This window comes from Leuconostoc carnosum, assembly GCF_014207505.1.
In the GTDB taxonomy this organism is placed as follows: Bacteria; Bacillota; Bacilli; order Lactobacillales; family Lactobacillaceae; genus Leuconostoc; species Leuconostoc carnosum.
Genome location: NZ_JACHGL010000003.1, coordinates 122,682 through 148,906, shown reverse-complemented (window position 1 = coordinate 148,906; position 26,225 = coordinate 122,682). Strand labels below are relative to the sequence as shown.

24 protein-coding genes and 1 other annotated feature are annotated in these 26,225 nt (G+C 37.1%); of the genes, 22 read left to right on the top strand and 2 right to left on the bottom strand.

The window, feature by feature from the left end; all coding sequences use genetic code 11:
• The 12 genes from sufB to HNQ98_RS04310 all read left to right on the top strand — a co-directional run bounded on the left by sufB (position 1) and on the right by HNQ98_RS04310 (position 12,795).
• On the top strand, positions 1 to 1,431 hold the full coding sequence (gene sufB, locus HNQ98_RS04365; RefSeq protein ID WP_014973787.1) for a Fe-S cluster assembly protein SufB: 1,431 nt from the start codon (positions 1 to 3) through the stop codon (positions 1,429 to 1,431).
• On the top strand, positions 1,428 to 1,742 hold the full coding sequence (locus tag HNQ98_RS04360; protein ID WP_014973788.1) for a metal-sulfur cluster assembly factor: 315 nt from the start codon (positions 1,428 to 1,430) through the stop codon (positions 1,740 to 1,742). Before sufB ends, HNQ98_RS04360 begins: the two co-directional genes overlap by 4 nt.
• A gap of 294 nt (positions 1,743 to 2,036) precedes the next feature.
• Complete coding sequence (locus HNQ98_RS04355; RefSeq protein WP_014973789.1) at positions 2,037 to 3,206, top strand: 2-isopropylmalate synthase; 1,170 nt, start codon at positions 2,037 to 2,039, stop codon at positions 3,204 to 3,206.
• Positions 3,203 to 4,276, top strand: a complete 1,074-nt coding sequence (gene leuB / locus HNQ98_RS04350) for a 3-isopropylmalate dehydrogenase (protein WP_014973790.1) — start codon at positions 3,203 to 3,205, stop codon at positions 4,274 to 4,276. Before HNQ98_RS04355 ends, leuB begins: the two co-directional genes overlap by 4 nt.
• Positions 4,273 to 5,649, top strand: a complete 1,377-nt coding sequence (leuC, locus tag HNQ98_RS04345; RefSeq protein WP_014973791.1) for a 3-isopropylmalate dehydratase large subunit — start codon at positions 4,273 to 4,275, stop codon at positions 5,647 to 5,649. Before leuB ends, leuC begins: the two co-directional genes overlap by 4 nt.
• A gap of 9 nt (positions 5,650 to 5,658) precedes the next feature.
• On the top strand, positions 5,659 to 6,243 hold the full coding sequence (leuD, locus tag HNQ98_RS04340) for a 3-isopropylmalate dehydratase small subunit (RefSeq protein WP_014973792.1): 585 nt from the start codon (positions 5,659 to 5,661) through the stop codon (positions 6,241 to 6,243).
• 10 nt (positions 6,244 to 6,253) lie between these two features.
• Complete coding sequence (locus HNQ98_RS04335; protein WP_014973793.1) at positions 6,254 to 7,540, top strand: MFS transporter; 1,287 nt, start codon at positions 6,254 to 6,256, stop codon at positions 7,538 to 7,540.
• A 17-nt stretch (positions 7,541 to 7,557) separates the two neighbouring features.
• Positions 7,558 to 8,346, top strand: coding sequence for an L-threonylcarbamoyladenylate synthase (locus HNQ98_RS04330; RefSeq protein WP_041773140.1), 789 nt, complete (start codon positions 7,558 to 7,560; stop codon positions 8,344 to 8,346).
• A gap of 291 nt (positions 8,347 to 8,637) precedes the next feature.
• Positions 8,638 to 9,663: a HoxN/HupN/NixA family nickel/cobalt transporter gene (locus tag HNQ98_RS04325; protein ID WP_014973795.1), complete on the top strand. Its 1,026-nt coding sequence runs from the start codon at positions 8,638 to 8,640 to the stop codon at positions 9,661 to 9,663.
• Between the two features lie 244 nt (positions 9,664 to 9,907).
• Complete coding sequence (locus HNQ98_RS04320) at positions 9,908 to 10,597, top strand: response regulator transcription factor (protein ID WP_014973796.1); 690 nt, start codon at positions 9,908 to 9,910, stop codon at positions 10,595 to 10,597.
• On the top strand, positions 10,590 to 11,873 hold the full coding sequence (locus tag HNQ98_RS04315; RefSeq protein WP_014973797.1) for a sensor histidine kinase: 1,284 nt from the start codon (positions 10,590 to 10,592) through the stop codon (positions 11,871 to 11,873). Before HNQ98_RS04320 ends, HNQ98_RS04315 begins: the two co-directional genes overlap by 8 nt.
• A 55-nt stretch (positions 11,874 to 11,928) precedes the next feature.
• Positions 11,929 to 12,795, top strand: a complete 867-nt coding sequence (locus tag HNQ98_RS04310) for a S1C family serine protease (RefSeq protein WP_014973798.1) — start codon at positions 11,929 to 11,931, stop codon at positions 12,793 to 12,795.
• Between the two features lie 81 nt (positions 12,796 to 12,876).
• Here HNQ98_RS04310 and HNQ98_RS04305 read toward each other — a convergent pair whose 3' ends face one another.
• Positions 12,877 to 13,875, bottom strand: coding sequence for an AI-2E family transporter (locus tag HNQ98_RS04305; RefSeq protein WP_014973799.1), 999 nt, complete (start codon positions 13,873 to 13,875; stop codon positions 12,877 to 12,879).
• 169 nt (positions 13,876 to 14,044) lie between these two features.
• Positions 14,045 to 14,371 carry a thioredoxin family protein gene (locus tag HNQ98_RS04300; RefSeq protein WP_014973800.1) on the bottom strand — a complete coding sequence of 109 codons (327 nt, stop codon included), beginning with the start codon at positions 14,369 to 14,371 and terminating at the stop codon, positions 14,045 to 14,047.
• 187 nt (positions 14,372 to 14,558) lie between these two features.
• Positions 14,559 to 14,857 (top strand) — a binding site (T-box leader).
• A 78-nt stretch (positions 14,858 to 14,935) separates the two neighbouring features.
• On the opposite strand from HNQ98_RS04300, the gene HNQ98_RS04295 reads away from it, so the two are divergent.
• The 10 genes from HNQ98_RS04295 (at position 14,936) to HNQ98_RS04250 (ending at position 26,214) form a co-directional block, all read left to right on the top strand.
• Positions 14,936 to 15,814, top strand: coding sequence for a homoserine O-acetyltransferase/O-succinyltransferase family protein (locus HNQ98_RS04295; protein WP_014973801.1), 879 nt, complete (start codon positions 14,936 to 14,938; stop codon positions 15,812 to 15,814).
• A 24-nt stretch (positions 15,815 to 15,838) separates the two neighbouring features.
• Entirely contained in the window at positions 15,839 to 16,948 is a 1,110-nt protein-coding gene (locus tag HNQ98_RS04290; protein WP_014973802.1) for a trans-sulfuration enzyme family protein, read from the top strand.
• Positions 16,945 to 18,084: a trans-sulfuration enzyme family protein gene (locus HNQ98_RS04285; RefSeq protein WP_014973803.1), complete on the top strand. Its 1,140-nt coding sequence runs from the start codon at positions 16,945 to 16,947 to the stop codon at positions 18,082 to 18,084. Before HNQ98_RS04290 ends, HNQ98_RS04285 begins: the two co-directional genes overlap by 4 nt.
• A gap of 19 nt (positions 18,085 to 18,103) precedes the next feature.
• The gene (locus HNQ98_RS04280; protein ID WP_014973804.1) at positions 18,104 to 19,225 is read left to right on the top strand and encodes a vitamin B12 independent methionine synthase; all 1,122 of its coding nucleotides are present in this window, start codon (positions 18,104 to 18,106) and stop codon (positions 19,223 to 19,225) included.
• 10 nt (positions 19,226 to 19,235) lie between these two features.
• The gene (locus tag HNQ98_RS04275) at positions 19,236 to 20,093 is read left to right on the top strand and encodes a MetQ/NlpA family ABC transporter substrate-binding protein (RefSeq protein WP_014973805.1); all 858 of its coding nucleotides are present in this window, start codon (positions 19,236 to 19,238) and stop codon (positions 20,091 to 20,093) included.
• Between the two features lie 2 nt (positions 20,094 to 20,095).
• Positions 20,096 to 20,572, top strand: a complete 477-nt coding sequence (locus HNQ98_RS04270) for an S-ribosylhomocysteine lyase (protein ID WP_014973806.1) — start codon at positions 20,096 to 20,098, stop codon at positions 20,570 to 20,572.
• 538 nt (positions 20,573 to 21,110) lie between these two features.
• Complete coding sequence (locus HNQ98_RS04265) at positions 21,111 to 22,238, top strand: 5-methyltetrahydropteroyltriglutamate--homocysteine S-methyltransferase (protein WP_014973807.1); 1,128 nt, start codon at positions 21,111 to 21,113, stop codon at positions 22,236 to 22,238.
• A gap of 195 nt (positions 22,239 to 22,433) precedes the next feature.
• A complete protein-coding gene (locus tag HNQ98_RS04260; protein ID WP_014973808.1) occupies positions 22,434 to 23,723 on the top strand; it encodes an O-acetylhomoserine aminocarboxypropyltransferase/cysteine synthase family protein in 1,290 nt (429 codons plus the stop codon).
• A gap of 113 nt (positions 23,724 to 23,836) precedes the next feature.
• Complete coding sequence (locus tag HNQ98_RS04255; protein ID WP_014973809.1) at positions 23,837 to 25,435, top strand: peptide ABC transporter substrate-binding protein; 1,599 nt, start codon at positions 23,837 to 23,839, stop codon at positions 25,433 to 25,435.
• Positions 25,436 to 25,497: 62 nt separating this feature from the next.
• The gene (locus HNQ98_RS04250; RefSeq protein WP_014973810.1) at positions 25,498 to 26,214 is read left to right on the top strand and encodes a gamma-glutamyl-gamma-aminobutyrate hydrolase family protein; all 717 of its coding nucleotides are present in this window, start codon (positions 25,498 to 25,500) and stop codon (positions 26,212 to 26,214) included.
• Positions 26,215 to 26,225: the final 11 nt, after the last annotated feature.

The window sequence follows — 26,225 nt, the reverse complement described above, 5'->3', positions numbered from 1 at the left end:
ATGGCAAATAATCGTGAAGAAGCTATTGAAGAGACAAAGGCAGTTATTGGTGCTGGTAAAGCTTACGAGTTAGGTTTTCAAGATGATTACCAAGCTGTTTTTTCTACTGGTAAAGGTATAAACGAAGATATTGTTCGTCAGATTTCAGCACATAAAAATGAACCAGAATGGATGTTGGATTATCGTTTGAAAGCATATCAAACTTATTTAGATATGCCAATGCACACTTGGGGGCCTGATTTAAGTGAGATTGATTTCGATGGTATCTATTACTATAATAAACCAACTAACGAAAAGTACCGAGATTGGGATGATGTACCAACTGAATTAAAAGAAACGTTTGAGCGTTTAGGCGTACCAGAAGCTGAACGTAAGTGGTTGGCAGGGTCTTCAGCACAATATGAATCTGAAGTAGTCTATCATCGCATGAAAGAAGAATTTGCTAAAACTGGTATTATCTTTACAGATACAGATACAGCTATTCAAGAATACCCAGAGTTAATCAAGGCGTATTTTGGTTCATTAGTTAAGCCCACTAATAACAAACTAGCTGCTTTAAATGCCGCAGTATGGTCTGGTGGCACATTTATTTATGTACCCAAAGGCGTCCACGTAACAACACCCATTCAATCGTATTTTAGAATTAATACTGAGAATGAGGGGCAATTTGAGCGGACATTAATCATTGTTGATGAGGGCGCGCATGTGGATTATGTCGAGGGTTGTTCGGCGCCTATGTACTCAGGGGATGCGTTACATGCTGCTGTCGTTGAAGTTATCGTGAAAAAAGATGCCTATTGTCGTTATACGACGATTCAAAACTGGTCTAATAATGTGTATTCATTAGAAACTAAGCGAGCTGCTGCACATGAAAATGCGACAATGGAATGGGTTGATGGTAATTTTGGTTCTAAGACCACTATGAAATACCCTTCAGTTTATTTAGAAGGCGAAGGGGCACGTGGCACAATGCTGTCCATTGCTGTAGCTGGAGAAGGGGTACAATTAGACTCTGGTGCACAAATGATTCACAATGCGCCAAATACATCTTCTTCCATTGTGTCAAAATCGATTGCTCATGATGGTGGTCGGACAGATTATCGTGGGACAGTTAAATTTGGGCGTGAGTCGGACGGTTCATTTGCTCATGTGGAATGTGACACTATTTTAGTAGATGATAAATCATCGGCAGACACGATTCCTTATAACACGATTTTAAATGGTAATGTTTCAATGGAGCATGAAGCTAAAGTTTCTCGTGTGTCAGAAGAACAATTGTATTATTTAATGACTCGTGGTATTTCGGCTAACACAGCTACAGAAATGATTATCATGGGCTTTATTGAACCGTTTACAAAAGAGCTACCGATGGAATATGCTGTTGAACTTAACCGATTGATGAAATTTGAAATGGTGGGTTCAGTTGGATGAATGAAAAAAGTAAAATTGAAGCAGATATATTAGAAGTCTTATCAACAGTTATAGATCCAGAATTACAGATTGATATTGTTAATTTGGGACTGGTCAACCACGTGGCAATTAGCGAATCTGGACGTGTTGAGGTGAATATGACGCTGACGACAATGGGTTGTCCGTTGTTAAGTGTATTGGAGTCGCTAATTGATGATGCACTAAAAATTTTACCTGAAGTGACTGAAACACATGTATCCTTAACATGGCAACCGGCTTGGACATTTGATCGGATGTCTCGCTACGCCAAAGTATCACTTGGTTTGATCTGAAAATATATACATTTGGAATATTTTTAAGTTAGGCTTGCAGTTTTTGATTATCCGAAGTACTATATTGTTATTAAATAAAAGGAAGAAAATCACATGAAGAGCATGAATAACAATAATATGAATATTAATAACACAGCCCTTCTCCTCAACTTGCTTAGACAGCATCTAACAAGTTGAGCTTTTTAGCTGGTTGTTAGATGAGTAATTATCTAATGGCTAGCGCATAAAGGATGTGAGTGAATCCCGGACTAGTCATTAGTGACTGGTTCGGGATTTTTATTTTAAGGAGAAATTATGACTAATCAAGTAACTTTTTATGATACAACAATGCGTGACGGTGAACAAACAATTGGTGTGAACTTCTCAATTGATGAAAAAATTGCAATCGCACGCGCATTGGATGAATACGGCGTTGCAGCCATCGAAGCAGGTTTTCCAGCTGCTTCGGATAAAGACTTTCAAGAAGTACAAAAAATCGCTGAAGTAGTCGAACATGCACAAGTTGTTGGTTTGGCACGTATGATACGATCAGATATTGATGCTGTTATTGCTGCTACGCGATCAGCTCGTCATCCTATGGCGCATGTCTTTATTGCAACCTCACCAATACATCGTGAGTTTAAGTTGAAAATGTCAAAAGACGATATTATTAAGAAAATTACAGAAGATATTACTTATACAAAATCAAAGATTAATGACATTGTTTTTTCACCTGAAGATGCAACGCGCACTGAACCTGACTTCTTAGTTCGTTCAGTACAAGCAGCTATTGATGCTGGCGCAACAATTATTAATATTCCAGATACAGTTGGTTATGCAACACCTGATGAATATGGTGCAATTTTTGAAAATTTGAAAAATAATATTATTGGATTTGATGATATTATTTGGTCAACACATGCACACAATGATTTGGGCATGGCAACGGCTAATACTTTAGCAGGTATTTCTCACGGTGCTATGCAGGTTCAAAGTACTGTCAATGGTATTGGTGAACGCGCTGGAAATGTTGACATGATTGAAGTCGCGGCAGCAATGCGCGTGCGTCATGAAAAGTTCGATAAAGATACAGACGTTATATTAGAAAAATCAAAGGAATTGTCAACGCTTGTTGCTACAGCAACTGATATACCTGTCGCTGTGAATAAGCCAATTATGGGCGGTAATGCTTTTGCTCACGAATCAGGTATTCACCAAGATGGTTTCTTGAAAAACCGTGCAACTTATGAAATTTTGCGTCCAGAGATGGTTGGTGCGTCATCGTCATTGCCTTTGGGAAAATTATCTGGTTCTCATGCAGTTATGACTAAGTTGAATCATATGGGTTATAACGTGACTCGTGATGACATGAAACAAATTTTCCCCATATTCAAATCTATGGCTGAAAATACGAATATGATGACCGAAGCTGATATGAAAGCCACAATGGTGCAAGCTGGAAAGAAAATGGTGGTGACACAATGAACGATATCAAAAAAATAGCTGTTCTAAAAGGAGACTATATTGGGCCAGAAATTATGGCAGCTGGACTGGCTGTTCTAAAAGCAGCTACAGATTCTCAACAATTTAAATATGAATTGATTGATCTACCTTTTGGTGGTGATGGTATTGACCGTGCTGGTGATCCATTACCACAGTCAACTATTGATCAAGCAAAACAAGCAGATGCTATATTGCTGAGTGCTATTGGCGGTCCTAAGTGGGATCAAGCACCTAGAAGACCAGAACAAGGGTTGTTAGAAATTCGTGCTGCGTTGAATCTTTTTGCAAATATTCGACCAACCAAAATAACAGATAGACAAGTCGACCGTTCACCTCTAAAAAAGGCATATGTCACAGGGACTGATTTTGTGATTGTACGTGAGTTGACATCGGGTGCTTATTTTGGAAAACCACGTGAACTACAAGCGCATCAAGCTATTGACACGATGTACTATAACGAATCTGAAGTTGTACGCATCATGCATGAAGGTTTTAAAATGGCTCAAAAGCGTCGTCATCATGTAACGATTGTTGATAAATCAAACGTATTAGCAACTTCAAAATTTTGGCGTAATATTGCAAAAGAGATTGCACCACAATATCCAGATGTGATGGTCGATTATTATTATGTTGATGCAATGACAATGGCAATTATGTCTAAACCAACGGCTTTTGATGTCATTATTACACCGAACCTATTTGGCGATATTTTAAGTGATGAAGCGGCACAAATCACTGGTTCAATTGGACAAATTCCATCAATGTCGGTTGGTAGCGAGGGACCTAACTTATATGAGCCAATTCATGGTTCAGCACCAGATATTGCTGGTAAAGGGATTGCCAACCCGATTTCGATGGTGAATACAGTAGCGATGATGTTGTCTGAGAGTTTTGGTGAAAAAGCCATTGCCGAAAAGATTTATCGGGCGGTAGATGCGGTTATTGATCAGGGCGATGTCACACCAGATATGGGTGGCGACTTATCAACAGAAGCAGTTACTCAGAAGATGATTATGCACATACAAAGTGACGAAACGGTGACTATATCATGAGTAAAACATTATTTGATAAAATTTGGAATACACATGTCATTGCCGGTCAAATAGGAGAGCCTCAGTTATTGTATGTTGATTTACATCTGATTCATGAAGTGACATCGCCACAACCATTTGATGGGTTACGTAGCACGAATCGTCGTGTACGGCGACCAGATTTAACATTTGCAACGATGGATCACAATGTGCCAACTAAAGATATTTTTAATATTCAAGACCAAATGTCACGGTTACAAATGGATACCTTGGCAAAGAACACAAAAGAATTCGATATTCCATTAGCAGCAATTGGGGATGATAAGCAAGGTATTGTGCATGTTGTTGGTCCAGAGCGTGGATTAACACAACCAGCTAAGATAATCGTATGTGGTGATTCTCATACGGCAACACACGGTGCTTTTGGTGCAATTGCCTTTGGTATTGGTACATCAGAAGTTGAACACGTTTTAGCAACACAAAGTATTTGGCAAATGAAACCTAAAACAATGGGGATTAAAATTACTGGTCAGCTACCAAAAAATATTTATGCTAAAGACATTATTATGGGTATTATCGCTAAGCATGGTGTGTCGTTTGGTGTTGGTTATGCGATTGAATTTTATGGTGAAGTCGTTGAAAAGTTGTCGATGGAAGCACGTATGACGATGTGCAACATGTCGATTGAAGCGGGTTCAAAAACTGGTATGGTAAGACCTGATCAAACGACATTTGATTATTTAAAAGGACGAGAACAAGCACCCAAGCGATTTGATGATGCGGTGGCTTATTGGTCACAATTTTATACAGACGATGAATCAGAGTTCGATGAGCGCATGACATTTGATGTCTCGGAGCTAAAGCCAATGGTGACATGGGGAACAAATCCGGGGATGGCATTAAGTATGGCACAACGCCTACCGGGCATTCAAGATGAAAATGATCAAAAAGCATATGATTATATTGGCTTACATCCTAGTATGAAACCAGAAGATATTCCGCTTGATTATATATTTATCGGATCATGTACAAATAGTCGTTATGAAGATTTAGAAATTGCTGCAAATATGATGGCGGGTAAACATTTGGCACCAAATATCACTGCTTGGATTGTACCAGGTAGTCGTGCTATTCGTAATCAGGCAATAAAAAATGGTTTAGCAAAAATATTTATTGATGCCGGTTGTGAATGGCGTGAACCTGGTTGTTCAGCATGTTTGGCTATGAATCCTGATAAAATCCCAGCTGGGAAGCATGTAGCTTCAACGTCGAATCGTAACTTTATTGGTCGACAAGGCGCTGGCTCAAGGACGCATCTAGCATCACCAGCCATGGTAGCAGCTGCAGGTATTGCTGGACATTTTGTTGATATTAGTTCAGAAGATTTTGTTTAAGGGGGCAATATGGAAGCGTTTATTAGAGAAACAGGCAAAGCAGTTGTTATTCCAAATGACAATATTAATACAGATATTATCCTACCCAAACAATTCTTGAAAAATATTCTCAAAACAGGATTTGGTAAAGATCTATTCTACGACTGGCGTTACAACGATGATGGCTCAATTAATGAATCCTTTGAGTTGAATAAACCAGAGCACAAGGGTGTCTCAATTTTAATTACAGGCAGTGATTTTGGTTCTGGATCTTCTCGTGAACACGCAGTCTGGGCACTAACAGATTATGGTTTTCGAGCCGTCATTGGGGGTGGCTTTTCAGATATTTTTTATATGAATGCCACAAAGAATGGTCTGCTACCTATCGTATTACCTGAATCAGAACGGTCAGTTTTACGACAGGTTAAGTCAAATGAACAAATCAGTATTGATTTGCCAGCCCAAACAGTGACTTACAACGATAATACATATCATTTTGAAATTAATTCACAGTGGAAAGAAAAGTTTATCAATGGTGAAGATGACATTGATAACACGATGAAATTTGAAAAACTTATTTCCAAATATGAACAGCAACGGGTGGATTTTGGTTAGGAGAAAATAAATGGATCGTTCATTAAACTTACAACGACGTATGGATGCAACACGTGAAACAAAAACCTTTTATGGTATTTTTGCTATGATTGCAGCTGGTATGATCTTAGATGGTGCAGATGTTTACCTTGCCAGTGCTGTTAACAGTGCTGTTGTATCACAACATTTTGCGACACTAGCACAAGGGTCTATATTTCTTTCAGCAGGTTTTTTGGGATTATTTATAGGATCAATCCTTTCAGGATTTGTAGGTGATTTTCTTGGTCGTAAACAAGCATATCAAATGAACTTACTACTATTTGGATCAATAACTTTAATAGCAGCTTTTTCACCTAACATTTGGTTCTTAATTGGCTTACGCTTTCTGGCAGCCATTGGGTTAGGTGCTGAAATTGTTACCGGTTTTTCATTAATTAATGAATTTGCACCGATACGTCATCGTGGTCGGTGGAGTGGTACGGTCTCAGTTATCGCTAATTTATCTGCACCCTTAACTTTGTTAGTTGCTGCGGTTATTATTCCGAATTTTTCTTGGCGAGCAATGTTTATTATTATCGGCGGATTAGCTTTAATTTTATGGTTTGTTCGTCGGCATTTTCCTGAATCACCAAGATGGTTAATTGCACGTGGTCATTACGACGAAGCAGAACAGATTATTAAAACTTTAGAGACTAGTGGCAGTCAGCAATACGTTGAACAACCAGTTGCACAGTCACAAGTAAAAGCACATATTGGTCGTGGTTTATTGGTAGCAACAGTAGCAGTTAGTGCAGTTAATTTGGTACAATATACATTTACCTCTTGGATGCCAACATTGCTCATGAAACAAGGTATTGCGGTAGCACACTCTTTAACTTTTTCATCAGTCATGTTAGCTGGGGCACCAATTGGCGCTTTAATAGGGGCATTGTTAGTTGACGTTGTTGGTCGTAAGAAAGTGATTATAACTGCTTTTCTAATGACAGCCATATTTGGATTATTATATTCAAAGCAAACAACGAGTGGCGCAATACTAATTATTGGGTTCTTATTGGTTATGATGATTTATACTTTGATGGCATCGGTTGTTGGCGTTTATATGTCAGAGCTATTTCCTACGTACTATCGGTTCCGAGGTACAGGTTATGCCAATGGTGTCGCTAAAATTTTAACCGTATTAACACCATATTTCGTCGCATGGGCCATGATGGCATTCAATGCTAGTTTAATTTTTTATTTCATCGCAACAATAGCCGTGATTGCCGCAATTGTAGTAGCAGCATACGGACCAGAAACAAAACAAAAAGCAATTTATTAAAAGGATGGTATTTTAAGATGACACAAGTAGACACAAAGACAGTACGTTGGCAAGGTAACGCACAGCCTGAGGCAATTGATATTCTAAAAGCAGATGGCGGCATGATTGTTAGCCCAACAAAAGTTGGTTATATTATCATGACTTCTGATGATAAAGGACTAGAACGTAAATTTGCTGCTAAAAATCGTAAGCGTAACAAGCCAGGTGTTGTTTTGTGTGGCTCACTAGATCAAGTTAAACAATTGGCACAAATGACACCAGAAATAGAAGCAATGTACCAGAAACATTGGGATGAAGACATCCTTTTAGGTTGCATCTTACCTTGGCAAGAAGAGGCCAAAAATGCAATTCCAAATGACGGGACAAAAGATTTAATGATGGATCAACGTGAAACAAGTTGTTTTGTTATTAAATTTGGTAAGCCAAGTGAACAAATTGCTAAAACCATGTGGGAAGAATATGGTAAGTTTTCTTTTGCTAGTTCAGCCAACCCATCTGGTAAGGGAAATCGTGGGCTAGTTACTGGTATTGGTGAGCAAATTGAAGATGCCGCTGATCTAATTATTGAAGCAGATGATTATGTTGCGTCAATTCAACCAGATAAGACAGCTGAAACACGCTACGAACAAGGTGTGATGGTGTCAATGGTGGATGAATCAGGTCAACTTGTACCACAACAAAACGGTGCAGTAGGTGTTCAACCAGCACCAGTTGTTATTCGTAAAGGGTTGGATGTTGATAAAATAATGAAGATTATGAGTGACATTTTCTCAACTTGGGATTACCGTCATGGCTATTATTATTAAGAATTTAATGCATTAATGATTAAAAAATGTTTTAAAAACGTCAAAATGGTGGTATTATATGAACAAACAGATGACAAAAATAGAAATAATTCGACTTATTCTACTTAACTAATGTTTAGTGGGCTATTTAAGGCGATCTCTACTAAACATCTATGATAAAAGGTGTAGTAGGTAGAGAGTATGTTGATAAAACACACGTTAACTACCAAAGGTTAACGTGTGTTTTATTTTACAAAAATTGTGATTTGAAACTATGATGAGATCATTCTATTAGCAGAAAGAGGAAAATATATGATGTTGAATACGGCAAAAAGAACAAAATTTAGTACAGATGTTATTCGCTATGGTAGTTTCATTATTTTAATTTTTGTGGGTGGCACATTACTATTGATGTCTGGTGCCTCAAAATATCCAGAGATGATTGGCATGGCCTATTTATCCTTTACTTTTGGTTTGAGACATGCCTTTGACGTCGATCATATTGCGGCTATTGATAATATGACACGTAAGATGTTAAATGATGGTAAAAATACACGTGGTGTCGGCTTTAGTTTTTCATTTGGACATTCAATGGTTGTTGTATTAATGGCTTTAGTGACAGTTTTGTTTGTTGAATGGGCTAAAGATTCAATGCCAATCTTTGAACAAATTGGTGGGATTTTTGGTACCATGATTGCGGCAGTGATGTTGTTGATGTTGACTATTGTTAATAGCTTCATCATGCGTAGCATTTGGTTGAATTTTAAACATATGCAAGGAAATGGACGACAAACACCAGATAATGATTTTGTTAATGAATCAAAAATATATAAATTGTTTTTAAAGTTATTGAAAATGATCAAACATAATTGGCAAGTTGCTATTGTTGGCTTTTTGTTTGGTTTAGGGTTTGATACGGCGACACAAATTGCGGTTTTGGCTACGTCAGCAACAGCAGCTAATGCTGGAATTCCTTGGTATACGACCTTATCTTTCCCATTGCTGTTTACTGCTGGTATGTGCTTAATGGATACCGTTGATGGCTTCTTTATGAGTACGACATATACTTGGATAGTATCATCTTCATACCGTAAGGTTTACTATAATATGATTTTGACAGGAATTTCTATTATGGCTGCCGGATTTATTAGTTTTGTTGATTTTATTCAATCATTCAGTGTGATGTTTAACTGGAATAATGGCTTGACAGCTTGGGCACAGGGCTTAGATTTCAATCAATTGGGATTGGTGTTGGTCGGTATATTTGCTGTAACTTGGGCAATCGCATTGTCATTGTGGCACATCTTTAATTTGTCAGAAAAAGAAGTAGCAGGCTAAACGATTAATACTTAATTGATATTGATATTAACGTCAATCTAAAAAAGCGGCAGTCCTCTGCTGTTTTTTTATTGTTATTTATTAACATTAGAATACAGCGTCTTTTGTTTAAGGAGATAGGTAGTAATTATTTTTTAAACTACTACTATCATTTGTTTAGTGTGTCATCTGATCTTATTTAATTTCCTGTTAATCATTTTTTATTACAATATAGTTAATAGCACGGTATAATGGAGATATGAAAATGGCAAAAGCAATTAAAATTTTATTAATCGAAGATGATGTGAACTTAGCTGATAATATTGTTGGGTTCTTACAGGATTTTGTAGATGTTAATGTGGTCACAAATGGCTTGGATGGTGAGTTTGAGGGACAAGAATCACCATATGATTTAATTATTTCTGATTTAATGTTGCCAGGTGAAAATGGTTTGGAAATTATTAAGCATTTGAGGGAAAAGGGTATCGAGACACCTATTTTGATTTTGACAGCCAAAAGCTCATTGGATGATAAAATTGAAGGCTTCAATGTGGGGGCCGATGACTACCTAACGAAGCCTTTTCACCGTGAAGAATTATTAGTCCGAGTTAAAGCTTTACTACGTCGTACAGGTGTTTATTCAGAAGATAATATGATTGTCGTTGGTGATGTGTTGATTAATTTAGAAAATCGTGGTGTTCAAGTTCATGGGCAGACGGTTAAGTTAGTCGGAAAAGAATTTGATATTTTAACTTATTTGGCACAAAACAAAAATATTATTGTCACACGTGATCAAATATTTGATCGTGTATGGGGGATTGATTCTGATACAACAATCAATGTGGTAAATATTTATTTGAACAATTTGCGACGTAAGTTAGAAGCGGTCGGACAAAATCATTTGATTAAAACGTTGCGTAATATTGGCTTTATTTTAGAGGTAGACAATGCCTAAAGTCATTAATAAACAACAACAAATTCGCGGTTTTCTGTTATTAATTGCGAGTTTTTTTATTATATTTTCTGTTTTGGGCAGTGTCATTTATTTATCTTATATTAGAACAGTGTTTCAAAATTCTGATAATGCCATTAAGCAACAAATTAAACAATTTGATCTTGCTGGTGCATTGGAACATTCATCTGCTACAAATAAAAATACACCTTTGATGTTACAAACAAATACACGTGCCGACGTTTGGACATATAATAGCCAGAAAAAACTGCTCATTGATACGCGGTTGCCTGAGTCGATGCAAGATATGTATCGTAGACAATTTAAATATCGTAAAGAACTCATGTCTCCTAAGATTAAGATGATATTGATGGATGGAAATTATTATCGTATCGTTGGGGTCAAATTCATTGATAATGCGACCAATAACAATGGTCAGCCAGTCAAATATGGCTTGATTACTGTCAATGTATCAGAAACAATTAATAATTTAAATCACTTTAAAAGGGTACTTTTGTGGTCGATTGGTATATTTGGTTTACTCGCTATCATGATTTCCTATTGGATTAGTATCATGAATATGAAACCGATTTTAAAAGCATGGCAGCAACAGCAAGACTTTGTGAATAATGCTGCTCATGAGTTACGAACGCCCATGGCAGTTATACAAGGTAAACTAGAGAATATGCTCATGAAACCAGATTCAACAGTGCGTGAGCAATCGAATGCTATTATTTTATCTTTGTCAGAAATACGGCGGTTGACATCATTAACCAATAATATGTTAACTTTAGCTAAATCTGGTTCCAACATGACGCGATTAGAAAAGGAAGGGACTAATATTTCTGATTTTTTGTCAGAAATTGTTTCACCTTATCAAGAAATGGCAGAATTTGAAGCAAAAAAAGTTTTATTATCAGTGGAAGTTGATCAACAAGTCTTTATTGATCGTAAACGTATACACCAACTGATGGTTTTGCTGATTGATAATGCGATGAAATATTCGGACGAAGACGCCGTGGTAGCCATTTCAGCTACTATCGAGAAAAAGAAACTTGTCCTTACTGTTGCAGATACAGGTCGCGGTATCAGTGAAGAAGCTAAAAAGCATGTGTTTGATCGCTTTTATCGAGAAGATAAGACTGGCAACCGTGAAACTGGTGGTACAGGATTGGGCCTTTCCATTGCAGAATGGGTTGTACATGCGCATAATGGTAAAATTATTGTGTTAGATAATAAGCCAAAGGGAACAATCTTTAAGGTAACGCTGCCACTTTAATATTCAGTAAATTTTGCTTAGATATACTACAATTAAGGACTAGGAGGCCAATGATATGAAACACTCTCTTATAACAGTAGCTGTTATTTCAGCACTGGTTGGTGGTGGCGTGGTTTATTCCGGAACGCAAGACAATTCGTGGTTTCAAAAACCAACTGCTATTACAAAAACATCGAATTTATCTGGTCAAGCTACAATTGCAAAAACGGCTTATACGAGTAATGACACGTCTACAACAGCGTATAATAAAGTTAAAAATGCTGTGCTGACTGTACAAAACTTACAAAAATCATCCGGCCAACAAAGAGATGCATGGTCAACTATGTTCGGTTCAGATTCTCAAAATAATAGTAACTCCTCGGAATTACAAACCGCATCTGAGGGTTCTGGTGTTGTTTATAAAATAAAAGATGGCTATGCTTACATTATTACAAACAATCACGTTGTTGCCGATTCTGACGCTTTGCAATTAATTACGGCGAGTGGCAAAAAGGTGAAAGCGACGATTGTGGGGACAGATCCGCAAAAAGATCTGGCTTTAATCAAAGCGCAAACAGATGTGATTAAGACGGCAGCGACATTTGGTTCAGTGAAACAGTTACAATCTGGGCAACAGGTTTTGGCTATCGGGTCACCTTTAGGCTCTGATTATGCGACATCGATGACAAGCGGCATCGTTTCAGCTGCACGCCGGACACTAACCGCTGAAGAGACAGGGGCAGCCACTGCAACCGCAATTCAGACTGATGCTGCCATTAATCCTGGTAACTCTGGTGGTCCGTTAGTTAATCTATCTGGTCAAGTAGTGGGAATCAATTCATCAAAAATAGCTGCATCAACGGATGGTACAAGCGTGGAAGGCATGGGATTTGCTATTCCAGCAGATATTGTTCAAGCATTTATTGATAAAACTGAAAAGTAATAATAAACGATAAAAAGCCAAGAATCTCAAAATGAGTGCTTGGCTTTTTATGTTATAGCAAATTTAACTATTGTTATTGTATTATTTTCGGTTGAATTTTTGAATGTGAAAGAAATCTAGTAAAAACGTTAAAATAGGTAGACCAACAATTAAGCCCCATACGCCAAATAATTTCTCCATGATGATTAAGTTTAATAAAATGACTAGAATTGGCATATGTGTTTTGTTGGACATAAAGTGTGGATGTAAAAAATATGATTCGAACAAGTGAACTAAGAGGACTGTGACTAAAATGGTAATAACAGTATGCCAATTACCAATCATAAATGCCGTGATGGTTAATGGTATCAGTGAGATTATTACTCCGAAAACAGGAATTAATCCTAAAATAAAAATTAAAATGGTGAAACCGAGTAAATACGGAAATTGGAGAAAAGTCAGTACAACAACCATGATTAGTGTATTGATCACACAAATCAGTAATTGTACTTGGAATAATTGACCTAATATTAAGATAAAACGGTGTATGATGATGTAAAATTCACCAAAAAACTTTTTAAAAGGACTATTTAAAAAGTTTTTAGCCCATATCCTTAATTGAGGATAGGTCATGCTAAATATAAAACTAAATAATAATGCTAAAATCAGTTCATATAGAACATGCCCAACTTGATTGAGTTGAGAAAAGCCTTGCGAGATTAATTGATGTGTATTAAGTGAGTCAGTGTATGGTTGGATATTTTTATAGACGTCTTGTAATAAGCCTGTGGATTGCCAATCCAAATGTGTGACTAATTTAATCATACTGTCTATTTGATTAATGACAGTCGTTGCCCCATGTTTAGCAGCTAAAATAACGACTACGATAAATAGCATATAAACGAGTGCAATCGATAATGAACGCGATAACTTTAGTAGGCGCTCAAGATGTTTGGCTGCTTGTAGAGCTAAGTATGAGAAAATAATCGTTAACAGTAAAAGCGGCATGAATTGTTTTAAACAAAAAATAAGTAAAACAATAACTATTAAGACAAAATAACGATATAACACTTTTTGCTTCAATGAAGATAATAAATTCATATAATTCCTCCCAATTATCTTGCTTTTATTATTGTATACTATAATTTGGTTAAACGCTAAGCACTGTTAGTTAAATAATCCAGTTGAATATATTTAATGCCAGTAATATTATAAAACCAGTGCAATAGAATCAAAAAATGACAACCATATTTGGTTGCCATTTTAATTTTTACAAAGTATTTTGATACCAGTCAAGTATTTGTTGTGGTGATATACGTTCACCGTGACCAATTCTCGATACTTCTTGACCATCTTGGAACAAAACAAATGATGGGATACCACGCATATTGTATTTAGTTGCTATGTCAATGTTTGCATCACGATCAGCGTCTACCCAACCAGCTGTTTGAGTGATGGTGTCTTTGATATTTTGGACAAAAGGTTTAATCGCACGGCAGTCACCGCACCAATCGGCTGACAAGAAGAGAACATGTCGGCCAGCCGATTGAATAACTTTTTCGATACTAGCATCAGTATTTTGTTTTGATTGATACATGGGTTTACCTCATTCAAATTAATGATTGAATTATAGCATATATTATAAAATCCAGTTTGAATTTTGTTTTGATTAATTACAAGGAGTAAGTAATTTTTACGATTATTAAAGGATATTATGAGAATAGTAAAAATAAAATTTGAAAATAATGTTGACATTGATGGAAATAATAGTTATAGTAATTACAACATAAACATTGAAAAGATAAGTACATGATAAAGTCTTAACAAGAGAGCCTGTGTTTGGTGTGAGCGGGTAAGATGGCATGATGGAAAATGGTCTTGGAGTTTTCAAGGATACGAGCAAGCGGGTACTCATATGTATCGCGCGGTAAGTTGAATTCGGTGGTGCTCGTTAACGCACAACGTATAACCTAGTAGTAGTTACAGATCTTCTCGACGATTACTATGAGGCGTACGTTTTGAGGTGTAGGACATTAGCCCTACACGAACACCGGGTGGTAACACGTTACTTAGCGTCCCGCAGTCTTTAGATAGACTGCGGGATTTTTTTGTTTAAAAAGTGGTGTGTGTGAGTTTATTTTATGAAGAAAGGGTGGAAACTATGAGTGTTATATTACAAAATGGTCTATTAAAACGTGATGCCTTTATGTTTGGAGAATATCAATTATTGCAACCAACATTAAATATTTTAATAGTTAATTTAATGCCAAATAGGTTACAAACTGAAAAGCAGTTTATAGGCTTATTAATGAAATTATCTGTTAATGTACGTCTTACCTTTGCTGTGCCAGCTACACATCAGATTAAACATGAAACTGAGCAAATTGTTCAAAATTACGTGACGTTGGCAGATATTTGGGATAGACATTTTGATGGCTTAATTGTCACTGGGGCACCGGTTGATCGAACCAAATTTGAAAAAATTGATTATTGGCAAGAATTTAAACGATTACTGGCTTGGCGAAAAACTCATGTTAAAGAGAGCCTATTTGCTTGTTGGGCAGTGTACGGTGCGGGTTATGCGGAAAGAAATTTTCCAGTACGCCATATCACTTCCAAAATTTCAGGTGTGTACCGTACAAATGATATTTTGAATAGGCGTAGTACTTTAACAACTGGCTTAAATCATATCACGATGCCACATTCGCGCTACTTTACTATTCCAAATCAAGGGTTACCACGTCGCTTAAAAGTGGCAGGGGATAACAAGTTAGGTGCATTTGTCTTGCGAGATGAACTGCTGCACTCAACCTATGTGACCGGTCATTTGGAATATGATACTGAAACATTAGCGGAAGAGTATCAACGTGATTTAGCAAAAGGTATCGTGACAAGAGAACCAGAGAATTACTTGATCGATGGTCAGCCGAGAAATAATTGGGCGGCTGATGCGGATAAATTTTTTGTGAATTGGGGCAAAATGTTACTAGCCAGCACGAAAAATTCATCAGTAATTAATCTCATACCCGCATTGAATTAAGTAAATAATTTGAAAGAAAATATCATGATAAAAAATATTAATACAATTTTAGCCCAAGGGGGTAATGCAACCGATGATGTTAAAACCGGTGCGATCTCAAATCCACTATATTTTTCTACAGCATATCGCCACCCGGGGTTAGGTCAGTCTTCAGGGTTTGATTATGCACGGTTAAACACGCCAACAAGACAGTTATTAGAAGAACAATTAGCTGTTTTAGAGCAAGGCGTTCAAGGGTTTGCCACAAGTTCAGGTATGGCAGCGATTGATTTAGTTTTCTCTGCTCTGATAAAAACTGGCGATCATTTCATCACTAGTAACGACCTGTATGGTGGTACATATCGCTATTTTGATGATATCGTGGTCACAAGTGCTGTGCAATATGATGTTTGGAATGGTCAAGATGATATTTTAAAACAAATTAAACCAGAAACTAAACTGATATGGCTAGAAACACCATCAAATCCTACCATGAAAATAATTGATATCAAACAATTAAGTCAGAAAGTCAAAGCACAGTATCCTGAAATTATAATTGCCGTTGATAATACATTTTTGACACCAATATTTCAACAGCCACTCTTATTGGGTGCAGATATCGTTGTACATTCTGCGACAAAATATTTAGGTGGTCATAATGATATTTTGGCTGGTGCGGTAATTGCTGGTAGTGATGAATTATCAAGTTTATTGGAAACAAAATTAGTCACACGTGGTCAAGTATTGGATCCATTTAGTTCATGGTTACTCATTCGCAGTTTAAAAACTTTGCACTTGCGTATGGCGTGCCATAATGAAAATGGTCATTATATCGCTGATAAGTTGCGAGATGTTACAGGTGTTGAAAAGGTCTTGTATGCCGGTATTGGTGGTATGATAAGCTTTTACTTAGATAAAGATTATGATGTTGATGCTTTCCTAAAAGGCCTTAAAATTGCTTCGTTTGCTGAGAGCCTGGGTGGCCCAGAAACTTTGATTACAATCCCAGCCGTACAAACGCATCATGATATGGCACTTGACCAGCGTGAAGCACTGGGTATAACTGATCAATTGGTACGTATCAGTGTTGGCCTTGAAGATAAAGATGACATATTAGATGATCTTAAACAAGCTATTGGGGGTGCTAAATTATGAGCGATTGGACAGATCTTATTCAAGCAACAACGGTACATGATCCTTTATCTGGTGCCATTAATACGCCTATTCAGTTGAGCTCAACATTTAATCAAAAATCGTGGGATGAGTTTGGTCAGTTCGACTATGCAAGATCAGGAAATCCAACGCGTGAAGCGGGTGAACAAGCGATTGCCAAGCTCGAACATGGACAATATGGGTATTTGTACAGTACCGGTATGGCGGCTATTAGTGGTGTTTTGTTCACTTTATCGGTTGGAGATCACATTGTAGTCAGCAAGAAAGTCTATGGTGGTACTTTCCGTGTTGTAGAAGATATTTTACCACGTTGGGGTATCACCCATGATTTTGTTGATTTTAGTGATTTAGAAGCGGTTGAACATGCCATTCAACCGAATACAAAAGCGCTATATATTGAAACACCATCAAATCCAGTATTGAGCATTACCGATATCAAGGGTGTTGTTGCCATCGCAAAACGTCATCAGTTGATAACTATTGCTGATAATACATTTTTATCACCATTTTTACAAAAACCGTTAGATTTGGGTGTTGATGTTGTCGTTCATTCAGCCACCAAGTTTTTGGCGGGACATTCAGATATTTTAGCGGGCGCAGTTGTGACGAATAATCAGACTTTGGCAGATAAAATTTATTTTATTCAAAATGCCGTTGGTGCAACGCTTGGTGTGTTAGATACATGGTTATTGCTCCGTGGCATCAAAACATTGGGTGTACGTATGACGCATTCTAGTCAGTCAGCACAAAAAATAGCGGATTATCTATTGCAACATGATAAAGTGACACGAGTCTTATATCCTGGGTTGGCAAGACATCCAGGTCACAATATTCATGCGATACAAGCTAAAAGTGGTGGCGCAGTGTTGAGTTTCGATGTCGGTTCTGAAGATAACGCAAGAAAAGTCGTATCAGCATTAACTATTCCAGCATTTTCAGTGAGTCTCGGTGCGGTAGAATCAATTATTAGTTATCCACCAAAAATGAGTCACGCTGAATTAAATCCAGAAGAATTAGCTAATACAGGTATTACGCCAGGATTGTTAAGGTTTTCGGTTGGATTAGAAGATGTTGCTGATTTGATTGCTGATTTAGAGCATGCTTTAACATTAATTTAAAAAAAGAGGAGTTTATTAAATGACAATTGCAGGTAAGTTAAACTATTGTTTTGATCAAGTGGGTTCATATTTACGACCTGAAAATTTGAAACAGGCACGTGCAGCCTATGATGAGGGTAAAATTACCCATGAGGAGCTATTAGCAGTTCAACACACTGAAATTAAAAAGCTGGTTGATAAACAAGTGGCAGTGGGATTGCAAGCTGTAACAGACGGCGAATTTAATCGTTCATGGTGGCACTTAGATTTCTTGGGTCAACTTGGTGGGTTTGAGTTTTATGATCAAGAAGACTCGTACAAATTTCATGGCGAAAAAACACGTTCAACTAATATTCGATTAAATGGTAAAGTACATGCAAATTTAGAACATCCGTTTTTTAAAGACTTCCAGTACTTGCAATCGATTGTGCCAGAAGGTGTGGAACCTAAGCAAACGATACCATCACCTAGCTTAATTATTAATCGTGACCATCGGTCTGACTTGTGGTCTGAATACTATGCGACATGGGAAGACTTTTTGGACGATTTAGCATTAGCTTATCATGATACGTTACAACATTTTTATGATCTTGGTGCGCGTTACATACAGCTTGATGACACAACTTGGGGCTATTTGATTGCACAACTTAACGCTAATGCAGATAATGCGGCAGCACGTGCACAATTTGAAAAAACAGCTCAAGATGATGTATATGTTATTAACAAAGCCTTAGCTGGATTACCATCTGACTTAAAATTATCGACTCATGTTTGTCGTGGAAATTTTAAATCAACTTATTTGTTTGAAGGTGGATATGAAGCAGTGGCTAAGTATTTAGGTCAATTGAATTATGATGCGTTCTTTTTAGAGTATGATAATGACCGTTCGGGTGGCTTTGAACCGTTAAAAGATATCTATAACGGTCGAAATAATGTGGCAATTGTACTGGGCTTATTAACCTCTAAATCGGCTGACTTGGCAAAAGTTGATGATGTGGTGGCACGTATTAACGAAGCAGCAAAGTTTGTGCCTAAAAGTCAATTAGCACTTTCGACACAGTGTGGCTTTTCTTCTACTGAAGAAGGCAATATTTTGACAATTCCAGACCAATGGAAAAAGTTGGCGTTGATCAAACGTATTGCAGATGAACAGTTTGTATAGGGATTAATTTATGTCAAAAAAAATATGGGTCAGTGTTATTGCTATCATTGTAATAATTATTGGTATCGTTGGTTATACTGTTAAGGGTTATAGTCAAAAATCAAATGTTATTACATTAGGATCGGTAACGAGTGATGCGGATATTTGGCGTCATCTGGCAAAAAGTGATGAAGCTAAGAAATTAAATTTAAATATTCAAGTTAAAGAATTTACTGATGGGTTAACTCTAAATAAAGCAACTGCAGAAGGTCAAGTTGATGTTAATGCTTTTCAATCTTATAGCTATTTTCAAGCATTTAACAAAGATTCAAAAGATGGTAAACTAGCGGCTTTGGGCACGACATATTTGGAACCACTGGGTATTTATTCGACTAAATATAAAAGTGTTAGAGATATTCCTGATGGTGCCACTATTGCTATTGCCAGAGACTTAGCAGACGAGGCGCGTGGATTGAAATTATTAGAAGATGCAGGATTAATTGCGCTAGATAAAGATGTTGGTGCTCTAGATGGATTAGAAAAAATAAAGTCAAATTCACATCATTTTAAATTTAAAGAAATTGATGACACAACTGGTGGCCGTTTATTACATGATAATGGTGTTGATGCAGTGTTGATTTCAAATTCTGTTTCCCAAGCGGCAGGTTTAAATGTTTTAAAAGATGCAATTTATTATGAACATATTAACAATCACACCAGTTCTAATGTTAATATAATAGTAACCGCGGCTAAGAATAAAAATAACAAAACATATAAAAAACTGGTGACGCTGTACCGCGCAAAAGCATCCCAGCAGTATATTGACAAAAAGTATCATGGTACGAAGACAGAAGTCATCAAACCAATATCTTATCTTAAAGGAGAATAATTATGTCAGAAACAGTTGTTGAAAGTTTTACATTGGACCATACAAAAGTAAAGGCACCTTACGTGCGAGTAATTGAAACACAAGAAGGTCCAAATGGTGGTAGCATCACTAACTACGATTTGCGTTTAACACAACCTAATGAAACATCTATTGAGACGGGTGGTCTACATACATTAGAGCATTTATTTGCAGGGCTTGTTCGCGATGAAATTGACGGTATTATTGACATGTCACCATTTGGTTGCCGTACAGGTTTTCACGTTATTTCATGGATTAATTATGATTCTGAAACATTAGCAAAAGTATTCAAGAAAGTTCTTGAGAAAATTGTTAGCGATGAAGTGACAGAAATACCAGCAGCTGAAATTGAGAGTTGCGGTAATTTCAAGGATCATAGTTTACATTCAGCTAAAGAATGGGCAAAAATTATTTTGGCACAAGGCATTTCTAGTGATGCATTTGAACGTAAAATTGTCTAAAAATGATAGTTAATTGACAATTTGATGAGTTTATAATATGATGTTTATAACTAAGAAGAGATAAGTATTGATATAGCGTTAAACAGAGAGCTTATGGTTGGTGAAAATGAGCAACGCGACATCAAGAAAATGGTCTTGGAGTTATCGTTGTTGTGAGTTAATTATCAAGATACAAGCAATAACCGGGAGCGCCCGTTACAGCGACATCAATTCTCAATATTGTGTTAGTATAGCAATTTGATGATTGATAATGAGGTGTATCTACTCAAGTAGTGCATGAACCCCGGGTGGTAACACGAGATGTCGTCCCGCAGTCTAAATTTAGACTGCGGTTTTTTATTGTTTCTAAATAGTGGTATCAGTAAATAAAAAGGAGGCAATAATGCGCATTCAATACCGTCAAGTATATTACTTACATATGAATAAGGTGATGACTGCTGTGTTTTTACATGGTAGTAGTGCTCAAGTTGGCAATTGATCCAATTTTAAATTATATTGCTTACAACACAAAATAATAATAAATTTAAGGACAGTAATTATGACGACAAATACATTACAAAAAATTGGTTTTCAACATGTTGGCTCATTTTTGAGGCCAGTTGAATTAAAGCAAGCACGAGAAAGATTTGCGGCCGGAAGTTTAACACAGCAGGAATTGACCGCTGTTGAAGATATTGCAATTATTGATTTAGTTAAAAAGCAAGCGGCTGCAGGTTTGGACGTTGTTACTGACGGTGAGTTCCGTCGGTCATATTGGCATTTGGATAATTTCTGGGGTTTTGGAGGCATCGAGCATTTTAATTATGGGGAAGGCTATTTCTTTGCTCATGAAGAAACACGAGATGATTCAGCGCGTTTGTCAGGGAAATTAAGTTTCAATGCTGAAACACATCCGTTTATTCAACACTTCAAGTTTTTGAAAACTATTGCTGATGAAGCTGGAGTAGAAGCTAAAATTACAATTCCCGCGCCTTCACAATTCTACGCTGAGTTAGTGCGTGGCGTGAATGCTGAAACAATCTCAAAGTTTTATGAATCGAATGAGGCACTTTATGAAGATATCAAACGTGTTTATCATGAAGAAATTCTAGCTTTATATGAAGCTGGTGCTCGTACAGTACAATTAGATGACTGTACTTGGGGTATGCTTGTTGATTCACAATTTTGGACAACAATGGCCGGTGCTGGATTTGATATTGATGAAATGAAACAAGTATATTTGGAGTTGAATAATGGCGCTATTGAAAATTTACCAACAGATTTAACGATTAATACACATATTTGCCGTGGTAATTATCATTCTGATTGGGCTGCAACTGGTGGTTATGATAAAGTGGCCGATGAACTATTTGGTCACGAGAATGTATCAAATTATTTCTTGGAATATGATTCAGAACGCGCAGGTAGTTTTGAACCGTTAGCGAAAGTATCAGGTAACAAGCGTGTCGTATTGGGATTAATCACAACCAAAAATGGTGAATTAGAAGATAAGCAAACTATTATTGATCGTATCCATGAAGCGACACAATACTTACCATTAGATCGTCTCTGGCTATCAACACAATGTGGCTTTGCATCGACTGAAGAAGGAAATGTATTAACAGAACAACAGCAATGGGAAAAAATAAGGTTAGTAAAAGAAATCCTAGATGAGATCTGGGGTTAACAAATGACGGGAGACCGTCGTACATAATTTTAAAAAGGAGCAAATGCAATATGCAGAAAATAACACCACGACGATTTTTTGAAATTACGCGAGCGCTCAGTACATTGCTCGGAACAGGATTGGTTTATTGTCGAATGTCTACTTGTCACCCGATACTTTGAAGTCACCAATTTGAGAATAGGAAATGGATAAAACATGACAAAATTAGATAAGCAATATGCATTCGAAACACGCCAACTTCATGCAGGGCAAGAAAATCCCGATTCTGCAACGGGCGCCCGAGCAGTACCAATTTACCAAACAGCATCGTATGTTTTTAAAGATACTAAAGAGGCCGCTGGCCGTTTTGCACTGACAGATGCTGGAAATATTTATGGCCGGTTGACCAATCCAACCAATGCAATTTTTGAAACGCGTGTGGCATCACTAGAAAATGGTGCAGCAGCCATCTCGTTAGCTTCTGGAGCTGCTGCAGTAACAGCTGCAATTTTAAATATTGCCGGTAGTGGGGATCATATTGTTGCAGCATCAACTTTATATGGTGGTACAGTTGAACTATTTTCAGAAACCTTGAAAAAACTAGGTATTGAAACAACATTTGTTGATCCTGATGAGCCTCAAAACTTTGAAGACGCTATTCAAGATAATACCAAAGTTATTTTCTTTGAAAGTTTAGGGAACCCTAAACTTAATATTATAGATTTTGAAGCTGTGGCAGCTATAGCTAAGAAACACGGTATTATTTCAATTGTTGATTCGACTTTTGCAACACCATTTTTAACACGACCACTTGATTATGGGATTGATGTTGTCGTCCACTCTGCAACCAAATTTATTGGTGGTCATGGTACTACCTTAGGCGGGGTGGTTGTTGAAAAGGGTGATTTTGACTATGCTGCTTCTGGTCGCTATCCTGATTTCACACAGCCAACGCCATCTTACAATGGGTTAGTATGGGCAGATTTAGGTGCAGGCGCATTTGTTACAAAAATTCGAGCAGAATATTTACGTGATACAGGTGCTACGTTATCACCTCAGTCAGCCTTTTACTTAATTCAAGGTCTAGAAACACTATCTTTGCGTGTTGAAAGTCATGTTGAAAATACACGAAAAATTGTCGCCTTTTTAAATCAGCATGACAAAGTAGCCTGGGTGAGCTACCCTGAGCTACCAACGTCACCCTACAAGCCGCTGGCTGATAAGTATTTTGAAAAAGGTGTGGGTTCTATTTTCACCTTTGGATTGAAACAAGGCGAAGAGGGTGCCAAAACATTGATTAATCATTTAGATATTTTCTCGTTGCTCGCCAATGTTGGTGATGCTAAATCCTTGATTATTCATCCAAAATCAACAACGCACGCCCAGTTAAGTGACGAACAATTGGCGTTGGCTGGTATCACACCAGATTTGATTCGCTTGTCAATTGGTATTGAAAATGTTGATGATTTAATTACAGCATTGCAAGAGGGGTTAGCAACGGTTTAAAAGTTTGAGATAATTTACTAGATTGACTACAAGCGCTAAAAACGGCAGTCACGTTTGTAATATGGTATTATAAAGCATTAAGCAATTAACAGTGCAAGCATGGAGAGACGAAGATGGGTAAAAAGACAATTATTGGTGCTGTAGTGGCGGTGTTAGTCATTGGTGGAATTGTGATGGCTGTGCAAAATAGGCAGTCACCTGATAAGGCAATTTTGCGGATCGCAACGCAGAATAATATTTCAACATTAGATCCTAATTATGCTGACGATATAGGGGCTAATTGGGCTGAAGTTCAAACGTTAGAAGGCCTTTACACAACTGATGAAAACGGTAAAATTATTGCTGGTGCTGCTAAAGAAATCGTTAAACCAACACAAAATGACACAACTTATACAATTCATTTAAAGAACGGTCAAAAATGGTCAGATGGTAGTGATTTAACAGCACAGGACTTCGTAGCATCTGTTAAGCGACAAGTTGATCCAAAAACAAAATCAACACGTGCAAATCATTTTAAGGATATTGCAGGCTATGACGAGGTATATAATCACAAGGGAAGTCTGGATAAATTAGGTATTGAAGCTGTGGATAAACAGACAGTTAAGATCAAGTTATCACATCCAGTACCTTACTTTAATTTTATTTTAGCTAATCAACTATATCCCATTAATCCTGACAAAGTGAAGGAATATGGCAAAAAGTACGGACAAACTGCAGCTACTACTGTATCAAATGGTGCCTACACGATCAAAAAATGGAACCAGTCATCAACAACTTGGGAATTTGCTAAAAATAAGCATTACCGTGATGCCAAAAATGTACATTATAATACAATTAAAGCCACACAAATTAGTGATGCAACACTAGCTGCTAAACAATTCCAAACGAAAAATGTTGATGAAGCAGCAATTTCAGGTAGTGTATTATCTGATATTAAAAAGACAAATGCTGACGAAATTAAGCAAACAGCTGCAGGTCGTGTTGCGTTTATTGTATGGAATGCCAAGGATAAAATAGCAAGTAATACAAACCTAAAAAAGGCGATTAGTTTGTCGATTAATCGTCAGGAATTAGCTAAAGAAGCATTAGGGGATGGCTCGACAGCCGCTAAGTCAATTGTGCCAAGTGGTGAAGTTGAAATTGCTGGTAAAGATTTGAATGATGGGCTATCGTTACCGTATAATCAATCTGAGGCACGGGTATATTTCAAAAAAGCGCAAGCAGAATTAGGTCAGCAAAAAATTGAAATCACATTGAATACAGCTGATACTGATTCTTATAAGGCAGTAGGTACCTTTTTGAAGCAGAGCATTGAATCCACATTACCAAATGTGGTCATTAATTTACATCGTTTACCTTTAAATGCTGAAATTGCTGCTTTCAATAATCACAATTTTCAGGCAGGTACGTTATCTTGGTCAACGGATTATGATGATCCTATTGACTTCTTAGATATTCCTTATTCGAAGGGAGCCATCAACTTTACAAATTGGGAAAATAAGGCGTATGATAAAGTTTACGAACAAATTAACCGCCATAATGAGGCAAATGACGCACGATACAAGTTACAACGAGAAGCAGCTAGAATTAATAATGAAGAAAATGGTGTGACACCATTGTACCAAGCATCAAACGTCCATTTGCAAAGCAAAACGGTTAAAAATCTTCATTACCCATTGGTTGGTTATCAAAATTATAAATATGCCAAATAATGATGACATATAATTATTTTAGTTACGACTAGGATTAATTAGTTTAAAATAAGGATATAAAAATGGTTAAAAAAATTGGTATTCCATCTAATAATGTATTGCATGCTAACCCACGGTTCGGCACAAACTACGTTGATTATATGCAGAAAAATTACATTGACGGTGTAGCAAATGCTGGTGCATTACCCATCATATTGCCCATTGGTGACACTAAGTTAGCAGAAGATTATATCAACACAGTTGATGCCTTATTGCTTGCTGGTGGACAAGATGTTTCACCTGAGTATTTTGGTGAAGAGCCACATTTGAAATTAGCTGAGATTGATCATGGACGAGATGATTTTGAGTTGGCGTTAGTTAGAGAAGCTATTCGTCAAGAAAAGCCCATTTTTGGTATTTGCCGTGGTTTGCAGGTAATTAATGTCGCATTGGGTGGTACATTGTATCAGGATTTACCAAGCCAGTATGCGGGTATGACAGTAAAACATAATCAATATCCAACGAAATGGTACATGCCAACGCATCACTTAGTGTGGCAAGGGCATAGTTGGTTAGATGGTGTAGTGGATGAAACGGCTTTGGTTAACTCATTTCATCATCAAGCTGTCAAGGATTTAGCAGAAGGGTTAACGTTAGATGCCACAAGTACAGATGGCGTGATTGAAGCTTTTTCGGATGAATTACGTCACCTTTATGCCGTACAATGGCATCCTGAAATGTTGCTGATGGCGCACCCAGAAACCCAGAAACTATTTAATGCTTTTGTGGCTAAGATTTAAATATGTCATGT

Bases quoted from the DNA above. Each gene is read 5' to 3' on its own strand.
- HNQ98_RS04260 (WP_014973808.1), top strand. From the start codon at position 22,434: ATGACAAAATTAGATAAGCAATATGCATTCGAAACACGCCAACTTCAT.
- HNQ98_RS04325 (WP_014973795.1), top strand. From the start codon at position 8,638: ATGATGTTGAATACGGCAAAAAGAACAAAATTTAGTACAGATGTTATT.
- HNQ98_RS04255 (WP_014973809.1), top strand. From the start codon at position 23,837: ATGGGTAAAAAGACAATTATTGGTGCTGTAGTGGCGGTGTTAGTCATT.
- leuC (WP_014973791.1), top strand. From the start codon at position 4,273: ATGAGTAAAACATTATTTGATAAAATTTGGAATACACATGTCATTGCC.
- HNQ98_RS04315 (WP_014973797.1), top strand. From the start codon at position 10,590: ATGCCTAAAGTCATTAATAAACAACAACAAATTCGCGGTTTTCTGTTA.
- sufB (WP_014973787.1), top strand. From the start codon at position 1: ATGGCAAATAATCGTGAAGAAGCTATTGAAGAGACAAAGGCAGTTATT.
- HNQ98_RS04300 (WP_014973800.1), bottom strand. From the start codon at position 14,371: ATGTATCAATCAAAACAAAATACTGATGCTAGTATCGAAAAAGTTATT.
- HNQ98_RS04360 (WP_014973788.1), top strand. From the start codon at position 1,428: ATGAATGAAAAAAGTAAAATTGAAGCAGATATATTAGAAGTCTTATCA.
- HNQ98_RS04265 (WP_014973807.1), top strand. From the start codon at position 21,111: ATGACGACAAATACATTACAAAAAATTGGTTTTCAACATGTTGGCTCA.
- HNQ98_RS04330 (WP_041773140.1), top strand. From the start codon at position 7,558: ATGACACAAGTAGACACAAAGACAGTACGTTGGCAAGGTAACGCACAG.
- HNQ98_RS04355 (WP_014973789.1), top strand. From the start codon at position 2,037: ATGACTAATCAAGTAACTTTTTATGATACAACAATGCGTGACGGTGAA.
- HNQ98_RS04285 (WP_014973803.1), top strand. From the start codon at position 16,945: ATGAGCGATTGGACAGATCTTATTCAAGCAACAACGGTACATGATCCT.
- HNQ98_RS04310 (WP_014973798.1), top strand. From the start codon at position 11,929: ATGAAACACTCTCTTATAACAGTAGCTGTTATTTCAGCACTGGTTGGT.
- HNQ98_RS04290 (WP_014973802.1), top strand. From the start codon at position 15,839: ATGATAAAAAATATTAATACAATTTTAGCCCAAGGGGGTAATGCAACC.
- HNQ98_RS04275 (WP_014973805.1), top strand. From the start codon at position 19,236: ATGTCAAAAAAAATATGGGTCAGTGTTATTGCTATCATTGTAATAATT.
- HNQ98_RS04295 (WP_014973801.1), top strand. From the start codon at position 14,936: ATGAGTGTTATATTACAAAATGGTCTATTAAAACGTGATGCCTTTATG.
- HNQ98_RS04250 (WP_014973810.1), top strand. From the start codon at position 25,498: ATGGTTAAAAAAATTGGTATTCCATCTAATAATGTATTGCATGCTAAC.
- leuD (WP_014973792.1), top strand. From the start codon at position 5,659: ATGGAAGCGTTTATTAGAGAAACAGGCAAAGCAGTTGTTATTCCAAAT.
- HNQ98_RS04305 (WP_014973799.1), bottom strand. From the start codon at position 13,875: ATGAATTTATTATCTTCATTGAAGCAAAAAGTGTTATATCGTTATTTT.
- HNQ98_RS04280 (WP_014973804.1), top strand. From the start codon at position 18,104: ATGACAATTGCAGGTAAGTTAAACTATTGTTTTGATCAAGTGGGTTCA.
- HNQ98_RS04320 (WP_014973796.1), top strand. From the start codon at position 9,908: ATGGCAAAAGCAATTAAAATTTTATTAATCGAAGATGATGTGAACTTA.
- leuB (WP_014973790.1), top strand. From the start codon at position 3,203: ATGAACGATATCAAAAAAATAGCTGTTCTAAAAGGAGACTATATTGGG.
- HNQ98_RS04335 (WP_014973793.1), top strand. From the start codon at position 6,254: ATGGATCGTTCATTAAACTTACAACGACGTATGGATGCAACACGTGAA.
- HNQ98_RS04270 (WP_014973806.1), top strand. From the start codon at position 20,096: ATGTCAGAAACAGTTGTTGAAAGTTTTACATTGGACCATACAAAAGTA.